Origin of the sequence: Lysinibacillus phoenicis (genome assembly GCF_047238325.1) — a bacterium.
Lineage (GTDB): Bacteria > Bacillota > Bacilli > Bacillales_A > Planococcaceae > Lysinibacillus > Lysinibacillus irui.
The window spans coordinates 1,264,848-1,279,600 of record NZ_JBDFMP010000002.1 but is presented as its reverse complement, the minus strand read 5'-3'; the positions used below and the strand labels follow the sequence as shown (position 1 = coordinate 1,279,600).

The window sequence follows — 14,753 nt, the reverse complement described above, 5'->3', positions numbered from 1 at the left end:
ATCTGTTCGTCCTTTTTTATGTTTATGATTTGCGCATAATAAAGCTTAAATGTCTGCCTGCTTTTTTGTCCTGACGGTAAGAGAAGCCATCAGGGCTAAGGAATGTGCAGGTTGCATCAATTTGTATTTGCTCTGCTGGAATACCTGCAAGCTCACATTGTTTTTTGACGGTTTGTTGATTATCAATATGATATTTATTGGTTTCAGCATTAAAATACATGAATTGTTCAGCATAGCCCAGGCTATGGAATTTTTCGTAGACATCTGCGTCGACCTCAAACTTTTGCTGACTTAGAGCCATGCCGATTTGAACATGAAAATCCTCAGGTCGGCATTGTTCTTCATGTACAAGATGTTGGAATAACTTTAGGGTTATTTCTTTGACTGTTCCTTGCCAGCCTGAATGGATAACACCAACTAGTCCATTCACTGCATTATAAAAAATAACGGGAACGCAATCTGCGGTAAAGCTACATACTAATAAATTGGGCTCTGTGGTATAAAGAGCATCCGTATTTTTAACTGCTGTATCCATTTGCTCAGCTCCACGTCCTTTATCGGCCAATGTAACCTTGTGGAAATTAGCACTATGGGTTTGCTCTGTACAAATAAATTGTTGTAAATCACAGTTCAACGTAGCAGCTAATTGTTGACGATTTTCAATCACATCTTGAACATTGTCGCATATGTGCAACGCCATATTATTTTGCTCCAATTCCAATGGGTCTTTTAAGGTAGTACCCGCAATAAATTGTTCATTATCTACATAAATTTTTGTTTTCATTCTAATCACCTCGTTTTACTATATAGGATTACTTATGGAAAGTATAGGTTGCAGTTATTTGTTATTTAGCTCTCTTTTACCCGACTATCAATCTTTTAGACATAATGAACCAATTTCCCTACATATAGTGGAAGGAATGATATTGATAGCTAGAGGAGAGGGCAAATTTTGAGTGAACTAAACATATTATTGATTTGCCAATTAGGTATGGGCCTTTTTTGGATTATTACATATATACTCGTTATTTATAAAGGATGGCGAGATAAACAATATGGCATGCCCATGGCGGCAATTTGTGCCAATATTTCATGGGAGTTTATCTTTGCTTTTATCTACCCGCAAAATGATCTCCAACGATTCATTACGCTCATTTGGTTCCTATTAGACATCTTTATTTTAATGCAATTTTTACGCTATGCTCCAAATGAATACCGTAGAATGCTTTCAAAAAAATTATTGTATTTCTCCTTTTTGCTGACTTTAGTTTTCAGCATGTTGACGATTTTAGGCTTAGTCCATGAGTTTCATGATTACGAAGGGAAGTACGCGGCCTTTTTTCAAAATCTCATGATGTCCGGTTTATTTATCGCTCTATTGTTGCAAAGGGGGAATTTGGCGGGCCAGTCGATGGCAATTGCTATCTGTAAAATGTTAGGTACATTGTTTGCCTCAGTTGGCTTTTATCTCTACTTCCGCACGCCACTGATTACCATTATTTCTGTGGCAACGCTCTTTTATGATTGGCTTTATATTCTCTTAATCTATCGTTGGCAGAAGCAAAAACCAAAATTATAACAGATATACCTATTGGTAATGTATGCTAATTACAAATAGATTGCAACTTGATGACAAGTGAAAGGATAAAGAGGGCGTCAAAATGGGCTTTGTCTGTTAATGTTGGGGGCATGTCATACAATTGTAAAAATCCTTCCAAATATTTTGTGATGATTATCGCACTAAAACTATTTACGATAGTAGTAGAGCAAAGAGGAAGGATGATTAACATGTTGAACAAAATCAAAAAAGCAGCATTTTCTTCAGTAATAGCAGCTTCTTTATTAGTACCAGTAGGAGCAATGGCAGCTGAATCCTATACTGTAGCATCTGGAGATACTCTATGGAAAATAGCGTTGAAAACAGGAACTGGAGTACAAGAATTAATTGATGCCAATCCACAGCTTACGAATACAAATCAAATTTCCCCTGGACAAAAAATCACTGTTTCTGTAAAGGAACAAGCAAGTGTTGAACAAGAGGTAGTTAAACTTGTCAATGCAGAGCGCGCAAAAGCAGGTCTACCAGCATTACATGAAGATTTAGAGCTATCAAAAGTAGCAAAAAACAAATCTCAAGATATGCATGATAAAAATTACTTTGACCACACTAGTCCAACATATGGCTCACCTTTTACTATGATGAAAAACTTCGGCATCACCTATAAATCGGCTGGCGAAAATATCGCGAAGGGCCAACGTTCAGCTCAAGAGGTTGTCACAGCTTGGATGAATAGTGAAGGACACCGAGCTAATATTCTCAACAAAAGCTACACACATATTGGGATAGGCTATGTACAGGATGGGAACTACTGGACACAAATGTTTATTCAAAAATAATTATACAGAACTGCCCGAATTCAGTTGTCACTGATGAGGGACAGTTCTTTTTATGTAGATAAATAAAATCAAATCAATCCATTTTGTATATTAAACATCCCTTAATACTTTTCAGAAACAATATGTTTGGGTAAAACGCACAAGAAATTACAATTTTTTCGGCATATTGTATCCATATATGATAGAAAGGGCGTTTATTGTGGGAAAAGAACAAAAATTTTTTAGGTTTAAGTTTAAATCCAATCCTGCTTGTCATTGTCATTGTTGTGGTTTTTGTTGCCCTTGCCGTTGTAAGCCACCATTTTTACCAGAACCACCAATAACAGTCTGTGATTATTTAGTATATGTGACGGATGCTGGGCAGTTAGAAACCCCTGATAATAGGGTATCAGTGATTGATACAGCGACAAATACTATTGTTGCTTCCATTCCAGTAGGAACGGCTCCTTTAGAGGTAGCGATCACACCAAACGGAGCATTTGGTTATGTTCCAGCACTCTTCTCCGATAATGTCACAGTTTTTAATACTGCAACAAATACGGTAGTCACTACGATTCCTGTAGGAGATGAGCCGCTTGGTATAGCGATTTCACCAAATGGTGCCCTTGCTTATGTCTCAAATCATGGACCAGCAGCTAACTCTGTATCCGTCATTGATACAGCGACAAATACCGTAACAGCTACCATTCCAGTTGGGCTCCAACCTCAAGGTATCGCTTTTACGCCGAATAGTGCGTTTGCCTACGTGGCAAACGAAAATTCAGGTACTGTATCGGTTATTAACACAGCTACTAATACGGTGGTTGCTACAATCCCTGTTGGAATTCGCCCAAGATCCATTGTTTTTACTCCAAGTGGACAATTTGCTTACGTTACAAATGAAAATAGCAACAATGTATCTGTCATTAATGTTGCAACAAATACAGTAATCAATACAATTCCTGTGGGAACAGGGCCTGTAGGAACAGCCATTACGCCTGATGGCACACTTTTGTATATTGTCAATAAAGGTAGTAATACTGTTTCTGTCATCAGTACAGCAACAAATATGGTGATAGCTACAATTCCTGTAGGATCATCTCCTGATCAAGTAACCATTTTGCCAAATGGAATGTTGGCATATGTCACAAATCAAACGGACAACACAGTATCTGTTATAGATATTGCAACCAATATGGTAGTGGATACAATTCCAGGATTTAATGGTCCGACTGGTATAGATACTGGAACAATCTGCCTATAGTAAATGAGCTAATTTTTTGAAGTACTCAAAGATTGCAAACAAAATTAAAGTAGTAGCCTCCTAAAAATCAACACCACTAAAATTCAAGACGTCATATTGGGGTGTTAAAGAAAATAATGGCCAAAAGATGTTCTGATAGAAAGTTACGAATGAATTGTATAGCCTGATTTTGGATAGCTCTCTCATTTTAAATTTTAGTATGGCTATCCTAGCACTACATAATTTTATTAAATGTTGATTTCAAAGGTCGTTATGATTTATGTTTCCCATTAACAGATAAATAAATTTCCATAAAAACCACACACTATTAGCAATATACGAATAAGATGTCTCTGTAGTATGAAGATAGAGGTAGGTGTACATTGTTGAGAAAGAAGTGGATGGCTGCATTTTGCGTATTAAGTATGATAGGACTAGTGGGATGTCAAAAAAATGCCGCAAATGAGCATAGGCTAGAGCAAGAAAATCAGCAATTAAAGCAACAAATCGAAGAATTACAAAAGCCTGTTAACTCCGAGCAAATAACGCAAAATGAGCCGGCTATTGTAGAGATAGTGGATCCTACGACAAACACGATTATTGAAACGATTTCACCAAAGGAAAGTGGCTATGAGACAAATCCGCAAGCCTATCAGCAGTTTATCGAGAAAGTCGCTAAGGAATTAGCGAGAGGAACGAAAACAACCAATGGCTATGATCAGCGGATGGTGCTTGATCGATTGGATGAAACAGGGAATATAATTAAGGGAAGACCACAAACGATTTTAAAAGAAAGTGAATTAGTGGAGAGAATTTTAGAAGCCTCAGCGACTGGTGGTCAAGTGGAAGTGCCACTTTATATCACTCAAAGTGGCTATTCGCTTGAGGATATTCCTTATCTAGAGGAGGTTGTTGTCGCATCCTTTACAACCTATTTTAATAGCGCTGATGTGGGGAGAAATAAAAACATTGAGCTTTCTGCCAAGGCCATTGATAATGTCATCGTTGGCAGTGGGGACCATTTTTCGTTTAATACGGTTGTGGGACCACGAGATGAAGCTCATGGCTATCAGCCTGCACCAGAAATTATTAATAAAAAAGTTGTCATGGGCATCGGCGGGGGGATCTGTCAAACATCTTCAACCCTGTTTAATGCAGTGGATCAAATTCCAGTTAAATATGTGGAGCGCCATCACCATTCCTTAGACGTAGGATATGTACCAAAGGGGAGGGACGCAACGGTGTCCTATGGTAGTTTAGATTTTAGATTTCAAAACACTAATGATGTACCATTTTTAATAAAGACTAGCTATGGCAAAGATTTTCTAACAATCGAAATACGAACAGCAGAGAAATATGTAGAATTATTGACAAAGCAATAATATAGTGAAAAGACACTAATAGACATTGGTGTCTTTTTTTAGGTGCCATGATATAGTTAATTTGAAAAGCTCTGGGAGGGGAAAACCATGCATCCAAAAATACAGGCAGTAATTGATTCTATTGATTTATACCAAGCGACTTATCCAGAAGATGCTTGTGTCATAGTGGCAGATACAGAAAGGGTTCTTGCCTACAAACCAGGTAAACATGTTGACCTGAAAGTAGGGATAGGTGAATCCGTCCATACATATAGAGGAACCGCAACAGAAATAGCATTAAGTTCAGGTCGATTTGTGAAGGAAGAACGAAGTGCAGAAGGATTTGGTATGGCCTATATCGCCTCTGCACAGCCTATTTTTGATGGTGGACAAGTTATAGGCGTATTAAGTGCCATTATTTCGAATGAAAAAATGGATAATATGCGCTTATTGGCTACAGAACTTTCAAGTACTGTGGAAGAAATGACTGCTACAAATGAAGGGTTGGCCACTGCTAGTATGGATGTTTCAAAACGTTTGGAAGAGCTATCTAATTTCTCTGAATCGATGGCTGGCGACATTGAACAAATCAATGTCATTGTTAATTTAGTAAAAGATTTGGCAATGAAATCAAAAATTCTTGGCTTAAATGCTTCGATTGAAGCTGCACGTTCAGGTGAGCATGGGCGTGGCTTCGCGGTTGTCGCTTCAGAAATTCAAAAAATGTCCCAAAGCAGTACTGATAGTGCCGATAGTATTACAAGACAATTAGAAAGCATTAAGCAATCTATTGATCAAGTAAATGCTTCTGCTAATCAAATTGCTGCCTTTACCCAGCAATTTGCAGAAAGTATGCACGAATTAACGGATGCCTATAAAGGGGTTAATAATACAGCAGAAAAGCTCATGCATATTAGCGAGATTAAAGGATAGCATAGAAAAAAGGATAATAGCCAGGTAGATTGCTATTATCCTACTCTATAATTAAATAATTTCTAAAATTTCTTGTGGAGTTGCTACCTTGTATTCAGGCTCTTCATTTTTAACCACTTCCTTGGCATCATAGCCCCATTCCACCCAAGCAATGGGCACACCTGCTTTTTTACAAGCCACAATATCCCGTTGTTCATCCCCGATATATAGCACATCGGATGAGTGAACATTCGATTCCTTTAAAAACTTTTTCATCACTTTATCCTTGCCGAAAATGCGGTTTGAGCAAAGAACATCGGCTACACAATGAATACCGTTCATTTTTAGAAATTCTAAAATATTGTCCTTAGAATTTGAGGAAATAATGAGGATTTTATAGCCTCTTTTATCAATTTCCAGCAGTACTTCTTTCATTCCATCAAAAAGATGAACATCATTTAACGATTGGCGATACAATTTATAAAATTGCGGTAAAATCATCGGCAATTTATACATTGGAAAATCAAATAATTTACTCCGCTCAGAAATCGATAATTTTTTCAAGGCATCAATTTCCTTTAATTCGATGCCTTTAAATTTATATTTTTGAGCTAATGTATTCCATGCTGATGCAAACACGGCAGTTGAATCTGCCAATGTTCCATCAAAATCAAAGATAATATGCTTCATTGCAAACTTTCTCCTTTACCATCTAGTTGTATTGACGTTTTATGCTTAAAAATGTTACATGGAATGGGCTAACAACTGCCTCATGAAACAACAACCATTTTGAGCGTACGTAAACATCTTATGGTAAATATTATCAAAAAATACTGCGATTGCAACGGAAATGGTCGTACAAAAAAGCACTCTCTCAAAAGAAATTGGGCTTTCAAACGATAGACGCCAACTCAAAAAAATAAGTGTTTGCCTATTGTTTATGCATTAAAATGAAAAAAGCCAGTATTTAAAAACAATTGTAATCTCTAAAAATTTGTGTTAGATTAATTGATACTATTATTCGAAAGGAGGTAAAAAGTGATGGAAGCTAAATTCGCAAAAGGTTTGATTGAGATAGAGGTGAAATCTTACAATTTCTGTGGGGACTTGCTGGCAAAGGGAGAGGTCTGCCCTTTTTTAAGCAAATTTCATATGGAAACAGGTTCCGGAAGCTTTTTACCTTCAAATTATCATAATTATTTTTAGTAGTATTACTGTAAAATAGAAAGCAGGGTAAGCGCCGGTTCTTGATCGGCGCTTTTTGTGTTTTATTGTGAAATATAGAATAAAGCCTCTTCATTACAGAGGTTTATTTTTTCAAAGGTGCCGTTTATTACGGTGCTTTTTTTTATTGGGGGAGGAGAGAGAAGTGATGTGTAACCTTATACGTCCATTTATTTCTTAAGTGCTAACGCTTGGTGAAATGATGGCCAAAATAAATAAGGAGATTGAAAAAATGATACTTCAATTAAATGGAATTAGTAAAAGCTATTTAGGAGATCCTATTCTCTCAAACATTACCTTAAAACTGGAACGTGGGGACCGCATGGGCCTTATTGGGGTAAATGGAGCTGGAAAATCAACGTTACTGAAAATAATTGCAGGAGATCTTCCATACGATCAGGGGGAGATTTTCATGGGGAAAGGGGTTAAAGTAGGCTATTTAAAACAGGACAGTGGATTGCAGATGGAACAAACGATTTGGTCTGAAATGCTCGGGGTATTTACGGAGCTACTAAAGGTTGAACAGGAACTTCGAGAACTGGAGGCGCAAATGAGTGAGCCATCTTTAGTCCATAATCCGGATAAATTTGAGCAAATAATGACACGCTATGCTGGCAAGGCGGATTGGTTTACGCAACAAGGTGGGTATGATATTGAGCCAAAAATTAAAAGTATGTTAAATGGTATGGGTTTTGGCGACATCCCCAACGATACACTGATTAAGAAGCTCAGTGGTGGCCAAAAAACAAGGCTTGCTCTTGCCAAAATCCTGTTAGCACAACCAGATTTATTACTTTTGGATGAGCCGACAAATCACCTGGATTTCGAGACATTAAATTGGCTTGAAAATTATTTACGTGTCTATCAAGGGGCCATTTTAATTATTTCTCATGATCGTTATTTTTTAGATGCCCTTGTCCATGAAATTTATGAGATTGAGCGTACAAAAGGCACAAAATATAGCGGTAATTATTCTCGATATGTAGAAAGTAAAGCTAAGAATCGTCAGTTGCTAGAGAAAAAATATTCGATGCAACAACAACAAATAGCTAAAATGGAGGATTATATTCAACGGAATATTGCCATGGCAACTTCTTCAAGAAGCGCTAAAAATAAACGGAAGCAACTTGAACGAGTTGAACGGATTGATCAACCACAAAAAGATTTAAAGCATGCACAAATGGCATTTGCTATGGATAAGAAATCTCATAAAGAAGTGTTGAAGGTAAGAGACTTAGAGATATCGTTTAAGGTAGAAAATATCCAAAAAACGCTGTTGCGAAATATTTCCTTTGACTTATACAGAGGCGATAGGGTTGCTTTAATTGGGCCGAATGGTGTTGGAAAATCAACATTAATTAAAGCACTGCTCAAAGAGATTGAGCCAGATAGTGGGGTAGTGGCTTGGGGGCATGGTGTTACGATTGGCTATTACGATCAAGAACAGGCAACATTAGACCCCGATAATTCGGTACTACATGAGGTTTGGAGTGCATTTCCAACGATTGAAGAAGCAAGAGTACGAACGGTGCTAGGTAATTTTTTATTCACAGGAGAGGATGTTTTTAAAAAGGTTTCCTCTCTAAGCGGTGGGGAAAAGGCTCGTGTTGCCTTAGCGAAGCTGATTTTACAGAAAGCGAATGTCCTTATCTTGGATGAACCGACCAATCATCTCGACTTATTTAGTAAAGAAGTATTAGAGGAAGCACTTTTAAAATTTGAGGGGACATTATTGAGCATTTCACACGATCGCTATTTCTTAAATAAATTAGCAGGTAAAATGCTTGAACTTACTCCTTCGAATGTGACTGTTTTTCAGGGGAATTATGATGATTATGTTCTTCGAAATATAAGAAATTAACAGTACTACTCGCCACCTCTTAAGCAAGGGGTGGCCCTTTTTTTGAAAAATTTAAGATAGAAGGATGGATAATATAATAAAATAGTGTTATTGTTAGAACTAGCTAAATAAAAATATCCTTCAGGGTAGGGTGAAATTCCCGATCGGCGGTGATGAAGTCATTCAAAGTCCGTGAGCGCAAGCTGATTTGGTGCAAATCCAAAACCGACAGTTATAGTCTGGATGGGAGAAGGGTATAAATGCAAACTTTTTAAATTTAAAATAATTTAGAGGGTTTATTTGACTATGCATTTATTACAAACTTCCCATTCGTTATGCGGGAAGTTTTTTTGTTTTCGTTTAATAACAAGTACGCAATACAACCACCTCAAGGATAGAGATGCATAGTAGATCTCACTGATTTAGCGAACAAACTAATTGAATAGAAGATGTTCTTCGGGGTAGGGTGAAATTCCCAATCGGCGGTGATGAAGTCATTCAAAGTCCGTGAGCGCAAGCTGATTTGGTGCAAATCCAAAACCGACAGTTATAGTCTGGATGGGAGAAGAACAAATGAGATAGTAGTCTATGGAAAAAAAGTTAATCCAACTAGGCTTATTTGTTGATGTCTTATACTCCCAAAACCCCTTTGTCAAAGGGGTTTTTTCTTTTTTTGTTAGCTAGGAAGGGAGACGGATACAACGTTTAAAATGACGGATAGAAAACTAAAATTAACGGAAACACTCCGAAAAGTGACGGATAAAAACTGTCAAAAAAAGGAAAGAAGGTGGAGAAATGTTTACGGGGCTTGTAGAGGATATTGGCACAATTAAAGCCGTGCAAAGCGATAAGTACAGTATGAAAATTACTGTTCAATCACCCAAAATAGTGGAGGATGTAAAGCTTGGCGATAGTATAGCAGTCAATGGTGTTTGTTTAACGGTGACACATTTTACGCAGCAGGAACTTACCATGGATGTTATGCCTGAGACAGTCAAAGCAACTAATTTACAGCAGCTAGCGATAGGAGATCCCGTTAATTTGGAGCGCGCTATGCCTGCAAATGGGCGATTTGGTGGTCATTTTGTAGCTGGACATGTGGATGGAATCGGGAAAATTTTACGAAAGCGTCCGGTTGCTAATGCAGTCTATATCGATATCGAGTTATCAGAGGAACTCACAAGCTTTTGTATTCCAAAGGGTTCCATCACAATTGATGGCACGAGTTTAACCATTTTTCATGTTGAATCGAACAGTGTCACTATTTCATTGATTCCGCATACGTATAAGGAAACTGTTTTAGGTATGAAGAAGGTTGGAGCAATCGTAAATATCGAAACAGATTTGGTTGGTAAGTATATTTTGCAGCAACTGAAAAAAGGACAAGTTACGTCAACCATTACAAGAGATTACTTAGCCCAACATGGTTTTTAATATAAAAAATGAGGAGATGACACTAGTGCTGCATGCAATTGAAGAAGCCCTAGAAGATTTAAAGCAAGGCAAAATAATTGTGGTAGTTGATGATGAAGATCGAGAAAATGAGGGGGACCTTCTAGCACTTGCTGAATTCATCACACCGGAAACAATTAACTTTATGGCAACCTATGGTAGAGGTCTTATTTGTACGCCTATTTCACAGCAGCTAGCACAAAAGCTAGATCTACATCCAATGGTTCAGAACAATACAGATAACCATCAAACAGCATTTACGGTCAGTATCGACCATGAAGAAACAACGACAGGAATTAGTGCCTTTGAACGCGCGTTGACAATTCAAAAGATGATTGAAGATCAAGCAAGGCCAACTGATTTTCGTCGACCTGGCCATGTTTTTCCTCTAATTGCAAAGGATAACGGTGTCTTAGAGCGTAGAGGACATACTGAGGCAACTATTGATTTAGCAAAGCTTTGCCAGAGTGTGCCTGCGGGTGTTATTTGCGAAATCATGGGTGATGATGGACAGATGCTACGTTTTGAAGAGCTGACAAAGTACGCAGCTCAACATGGCTTAAAAATGATATCGATAGAAGCATTGGTTGCCTATCGCAATCGGTTATTCACAACAGAAAATACACTATCTATTTAAAAAGGAGAAAGAACAATGGGTAAAAAATTTGAAGCACAATTAATTGGAACAGATTTAAAAATAGCGGTAGTCGTAGGACGTTTTAATGAGTTTATTACAAGCAAATTATTGGATGGAGCAATGGATGGTTTAACACGACATGGAGTAGATGAAGCATCTATTGACGTAGCGTGGGTTCCTGGAGCTTTTGAAGTTCCATTTATTGCTAAGCAATTAGCAGAAACAAAGAAATATGATGCCATTATTGGATTAGGAACTGTTATTCGTGGATCAACAACACATTATGACTATGTGTGTAATGAGTCGGCAAAAGGTATTGCCAATGTGTCCTTAACAACAAATGTCCCTGTTATTTTCGGTATTGTCACAACAGAAAATATTGAACAGGCAATTGAACGTGCTGGCACGAAGTCTGGTAATAAAGGCTATGATGCTGCAATGTCAGCAATTGAAATGGCAAATCTGAAAAAAATGATTGGATAAGAACATGTTCTAATAGCCATCACATCATTTGTTTTCTTGAATATTTTTAATATCCATGGGAAAAATATGCTTAAGTGTATTTATTGAAAGTTGTTTATCATAAATGTACTAATCTTGAGCTGGCTCAGTAGGAGATGAGAAGTATTTCATCAATGGAACAAATGATTAATTTGAAAATGCTGAAATCACTATTTCAACGCTCTGCTGATGTGATATTCCAACAGTATAAATTTCAGCAACATACGGTACATTTTATAACTTGTGATGCGATGGTAGACGAGCAAATACTTCAAACAGTGATTGTTCAACGGGTTCAAGACTTATTAAATAATAGCTCTGACGAAATGCTAGAAGAACAAATAGAACAGCATTTACAAATTCCTTATCTTCAAAAGGTACTAACGAAAGAGGATATACTGACAAGAGTTTATAAGGGCCACGTATTATTGTATTTTGAGGAAAATCAATTATTATATTCGAGCAATATTTCAAAACGACCTAACCGAGAGCCTGGAGAAACAACACTTGAATTAGTAGTTAAAGGACCTAGAGATGACTTTATTGAAGATATATTCATTAATATTGCTTTGTTAAGAAAACGATTACCAACCAATTCATTTAGTGTCGAGACATTAGAAATTGGTAAACGTTCTAAAACTACAGTAGCGATCCTTTTTATGGAAGATATTGTGAACCTCAATATGCTGGAGCAAATTCGATTACAATTACAAAAGATTGATACGGATATCGTTGTCAATGGTGATTTATTAATGGAAGCAATCGAGAAAACTGCCACGATTCTTCCAAGACATGACTATACCGGAAGACCAGATTTTGCAGTCCAGGCATTGATTAGGGGAAGAATACTTCTCATGATTGATGGTGTTTCGTATGCCATGATTACACCAACAAATATTATGCTGCTTTTTAAATCGGCAGAAGATAATGAATATCCTATTATTGTCAGTTCAATGGAACGAGTGCTACGAATTGTAGGCATAATGATTAGTATGTTATTACCCGGCTTTTGGCTTGCATTAACAACTTTCCATCAAGAACAGCTACCTTTTCTACTTCTTGCAACGGTTGTAGAGTCAAGAACGGGTTTACCATTTCCAACGATTTTAGAAATACTACTAATGCTATTTATGTTTGAACTGTTTCGTGAAGCGAACTTACGTCTACCCAGTGCTGTCAGTGGCTCCGTTAGTGTGGTAGGTGGCTTAATTATCGGCGATGCTGCGATAAAAGCTGGTGTTACAAGCCCTTCGATGATTGTGGTGATTGCCATTTCAAGTATTGCTGCTTTTACACTTGTTAATCAATCATTCGTGACAGCTATGAGTATTTTCCGATTAATCATCATTATTGCATCTGCATTTTTGGGTTTATTTGGGTTTTTTATTTCAGTCTTCTTCATTCTACTGTATACAGCAAATATGCAAGTACTAGGTGTACCATATATTAACTTTAGTGCAGATTTTGAAAAAGGCAATATTAGAAAATCTTTATTACGTGTTTCTCCAAAGGGCTATAGCAAGCGACCTTCCTTTTTAAAGCCACAAGATCGAACACGTACTTCAAGTAAAAATAAATAACTTTTCAAAGAAGATCAGGTATTGTTAGTACCTGGTCTTTTTCTTTGTTTTATTTTAGTGAAAAGAGACATAAAACGTTACTATTTACCTTTTTAGTTTACTTTCTTGTTAAGGATTATTAAACTATTTGTTAAGTGTATAATTTTAGTAATGGAAAAATAAAATTTGATTTTATGTTTTAATTTATGTAGGATATACAAGCAATGTTCGCAATACAAACGATACAATAGAGTTAATTATAATATAATAATATTCTAGAATATTTATAGATGAGGAAGTCCCGTTTTATATGAAAAATCGAAAAGTAAAACTAATATTAATTCTATCAACGTTTTTATTATGTTTGTTTACAAGTTTAAACATCTTTACATCCTATGTAAAAATTAAAAAGACCGTTGAGGAGTCGATTGCCAATCAAAGTTTAGAGGCTGCCCGTTCCATTGCTTCATCTATTGATACGGATGCTTATCAGCAATTTTTGAATAATCCACAGGAAAATGCGTATTATTGGAAAGTAAGAAGCTACTTAAACGATGCAAGAATAAAACTGGGTGCACTATTTGTTTACACCCTAAAGGTGGATAATCCAGAAGTATCGACAGCCATGATTACAGGGATGCCAAAAGAAATGAGAGAGGGCTTCGAAATTGGGGTAGTTTGTACCGTTCCCGCGAAGGAAGTTGAAAAAGCTTATAACGGTGAAACCTATGTTACAGAGGTCATACATGACTCTATACATGGTTCCTACTTATCAGTTGGCGCACCCATCAAAGATGACAATGGGAAAATTATTGGGTTTTTAGGTATTGATATTAGCGCAGATACTTTAAATGGTATTAAAGGTAAAGTCATTGAAGACAATCTATTTATTTTTATCTTTAATGGAGTCTTTATTTTAATTGTCATTGGTTCTTTTTTATTTTTACAGAGATGGTATCAAAAGGAAGTAGCGAAAGAAGTTGGTGCTACTGAAGACACATATCAAGCAGAAATCAAAGCATTGATTACGTCGGTGTCATCATTACGTCATGATTTTACGAATCATATTCAAGTATTACACGGTCTTCTTCAATTAGAAAAGACTGAGCAAGCCAAACAATATTTGTCTTCACTATCCAAAGAGGTTCAAGCAATTAAATCATTAAAGTTAAATATTGATCATCCAGGTTTATCCATATTATTGCAAACGAAAAAGTTAACGGCACAGAATCATAACATCGATATGGATTTTACTATCTCTCAAGATGACTTTAATAAGATTAAAACGACAGATTTAATCAAGATTCTATCGAACTTAATTGATAATGCCATAGATGCTGCAGTAGAGTTACCGGAGGGACAACGTAAAATAATGATTTGCTGTCGAGCAGATGAAGCACAATATGAATTTAAAATTACCAATACAGGTCCAAATATTGCTCATCCTGACCAAATATTTAAACAAGGTTTCTCAACGAAAAAACTTGAGAATGGTAGACTAAGAGGACAAGGATTATTTATAGTTAAAGAAATTGTTTCAAAATATAATGGTCATATTTCGATCGATTCATCAACACATTTAGAAACGACTGCCATTGTTAATATACCAATAAAATAACAGGAAAAAAGCTTTCTACAAAACAATTGT

At 36.6% G+C, this 14,753-nt stretch carries 12 protein-coding genes, 2 pseudogenes and 2 riboswitches; of the genes and pseudogenes, 12 read left to right on the top strand and 2 right to left on the bottom strand.

The genetic code is table 11. The features are described 5' to 3' along the window. Nucleotides 1-22 precede the first annotated feature (22 nt). Entirely contained in the window at nucleotides 23-784 is a 762-nt protein-coding gene (gene pgeF / locus ABC382_RS07920) for a peptidoglycan editing factor PgeF (RefSeq protein WP_322610430.1), read from the bottom strand. Nucleotides 785-952: 168 nt separating this feature from the next. Between pgeF and ABC382_RS07915 the strand changes: the two genes are divergently transcribed. The 5 genes and pseudogenes from ABC382_RS07915 to ABC382_RS07895 all read left to right on the top strand — a co-directional run bounded on the left by ABC382_RS07915 (nucleotide 953) and on the right by ABC382_RS07895 (nucleotide 5,913). Next, complete coding sequence (locus ABC382_RS07915; protein ID WP_274796414.1) at nucleotides 953-1,579, top strand: transmembrane-type terpene cyclase; 627 nt, start codon at nucleotides 953-955, stop codon at nucleotides 1,577-1,579. Between the two features lie 209 nt (nucleotides 1,580-1,788). Then, nucleotides 1,789-2,397, top strand: a complete 609-nt coding sequence (locus ABC382_RS07910) for a CAP domain-containing protein (protein ID WP_412926702.1) — start codon at nucleotides 1,789-1,791, stop codon at nucleotides 2,395-2,397. A gap of 283 nt (nucleotides 2,398-2,680) precedes the next feature. Further along, nucleotides 2,681-3,640 (top strand): annotated as a pseudogene (locus tag ABC382_RS07905) (beta-propeller fold lactonase family protein); the annotation flags it as partial. Nucleotides 3,641-4,005: 365 nt separating this feature from the next. Continuing rightward, nucleotides 4,006-5,001: a VanW family protein gene (locus ABC382_RS07900; protein ID WP_412926701.1), complete on the top strand. Its 996-nt coding sequence runs from the start codon at nucleotides 4,006-4,008 to the stop codon at nucleotides 4,999-5,001. An 87-nt stretch (nucleotides 5,002-5,088) separates the two neighbouring features. Next, complete coding sequence (locus tag ABC382_RS07895) at nucleotides 5,089-5,913, top strand: methyl-accepting chemotaxis protein (protein WP_412926700.1); 825 nt, start codon at nucleotides 5,089-5,091, stop codon at nucleotides 5,911-5,913. 51 nt (nucleotides 5,914-5,964) lie between these two features. Here ABC382_RS07895 and ABC382_RS07890 read toward each other — a convergent pair whose 3' ends face one another. Beyond that, nucleotides 5,965-6,582 carry an HAD-IA family hydrolase gene (locus tag ABC382_RS07890; RefSeq protein ID WP_312505583.1) on the bottom strand — a complete coding sequence of 206 codons (618 nt, stop codon included), beginning with the start codon at nucleotides 6,580-6,582 and terminating at the stop codon, nucleotides 5,965-5,967. A 351-nt stretch (nucleotides 6,583-6,933) separates the two neighbouring features. On the opposite strand from ABC382_RS07890, the gene ABC382_RS07885 reads away from it, so the two are divergent. The 7 genes and pseudogenes from ABC382_RS07885 (at nucleotide 6,934) to ABC382_RS07855 (ending at nucleotide 14,723) form a co-directional block, all read left to right on the top strand. Beyond that, nucleotides 6,934-7,098 carry a hypothetical protein gene (locus tag ABC382_RS07885; RefSeq protein WP_322605310.1) on the top strand — a complete coding sequence of 55 codons (165 nt, stop codon included), beginning with the start codon at nucleotides 6,934-6,936 and terminating at the stop codon, nucleotides 7,096-7,098. A 250-nt stretch (nucleotides 7,099-7,348) separates the two neighbouring features. Continuing rightward, on the top strand, nucleotides 7,349-8,977 hold the full coding sequence (locus tag ABC382_RS07880) for an ABC-F family ATP-binding cassette domain-containing protein (RefSeq protein ID WP_412926699.1): 1,629 nt from the start codon (nucleotides 7,349-7,351) through the stop codon (nucleotides 8,975-8,977). Between the two features lie 112 nt (nucleotides 8,978-9,089). After that, a riboswitch (FMN riboswitch) is annotated at nucleotides 9,090-9,215 on the top strand. Nucleotides 9,216-9,404: 189 nt separating this feature from the next. Then, nucleotides 9,405-9,530: riboswitch (FMN riboswitch) on the top strand. A gap of 221 nt (nucleotides 9,531-9,751) precedes the next feature. Further along, a complete protein-coding gene (gene ribE / locus ABC382_RS07875; protein ID WP_274796420.1) occupies nucleotides 9,752-10,390 on the top strand; it encodes a riboflavin synthase in 639 nt (212 codons plus the stop codon). 16 nt (nucleotides 10,391-10,406) lie between these two features. Next, a pseudogene (ribB, locus tag ABC382_RS07870) lies at nucleotides 10,407-11,006 on the top strand (3,4-dihydroxy-2-butanone-4-phosphate synthase); the annotation flags it as partial. Nucleotides 11,007-11,060: 54 nt separating this feature from the next. Further along, complete coding sequence (gene ribH, locus ABC382_RS07865) at nucleotides 11,061-11,528, top strand: 6,7-dimethyl-8-ribityllumazine synthase (protein WP_274796421.1); 468 nt, start codon at nucleotides 11,061-11,063, stop codon at nucleotides 11,526-11,528. 152 nt (nucleotides 11,529-11,680) lie between these two features. After that, entirely contained in the window at nucleotides 11,681-13,126 is a 1,446-nt protein-coding gene (locus ABC382_RS07860; RefSeq protein WP_313470598.1) for a spore germination protein, read from the top strand. A gap of 289 nt (nucleotides 13,127-13,415) precedes the next feature. Next, a complete protein-coding gene (locus ABC382_RS07855; RefSeq protein ID WP_274796423.1) occupies nucleotides 13,416-14,723 on the top strand; it encodes an ATP-binding protein in 1,308 nt (435 codons plus the stop codon). The last annotated feature ends 30 nt before the right edge of the window (nucleotides 14,724-14,753 follow it).

What these genes read in the sequence shown, in the direction of transcription:
- ABC382_RS07855 (WP_274796423.1), top strand. Translation starts at nt 13,416, where the DNA reads ATGAAAAATCGAAAAGTAAAACTAATATTAATTCTATCAACGTTTTTA.
- ABC382_RS07885 (WP_322605310.1), top strand. Translation starts at nt 6,934, where the DNA reads ATGGAAGCTAAATTCGCAAAAGGTTTGATTGAGATAGAGGTGAAATCT.
- ABC382_RS07910 (WP_412926702.1), top strand. Translation starts at nt 1,789, where the DNA reads ATGTTGAACAAAATCAAAAAAGCAGCATTTTCTTCAGTAATAGCAGCT.
- ABC382_RS07880 (WP_412926699.1), top strand. Translation starts at nt 7,349, where the DNA reads ATGATACTTCAATTAAATGGAATTAGTAAAAGCTATTTAGGAGATCCT.
- ribE (WP_274796420.1), top strand. Translation starts at nt 9,752, where the DNA reads ATGTTTACGGGGCTTGTAGAGGATATTGGCACAATTAAAGCCGTGCAA.
- ribH (WP_274796421.1), top strand. Translation starts at nt 11,061, where the DNA reads ATGGGTAAAAAATTTGAAGCACAATTAATTGGAACAGATTTAAAAATA.
- ABC382_RS07860 (WP_313470598.1), top strand. Translation starts at nt 11,681, where the DNA reads ATGGAACAAATGATTAATTTGAAAATGCTGAAATCACTATTTCAACGC.
- pgeF (WP_322610430.1), bottom strand. Translation starts at nt 784, where the DNA reads ATGAAAACAAAAATTTATGTAGATAATGAACAATTTATTGCGGGTACT.
- ABC382_RS07895 (WP_412926700.1), top strand. Translation starts at nt 5,089, where the DNA reads ATGCATCCAAAAATACAGGCAGTAATTGATTCTATTGATTTATACCAA.
- ABC382_RS07890 (WP_312505583.1), bottom strand. Translation starts at nt 6,582, where the DNA reads ATGAAGCATATTATCTTTGATTTTGATGGAACATTGGCAGATTCAACT.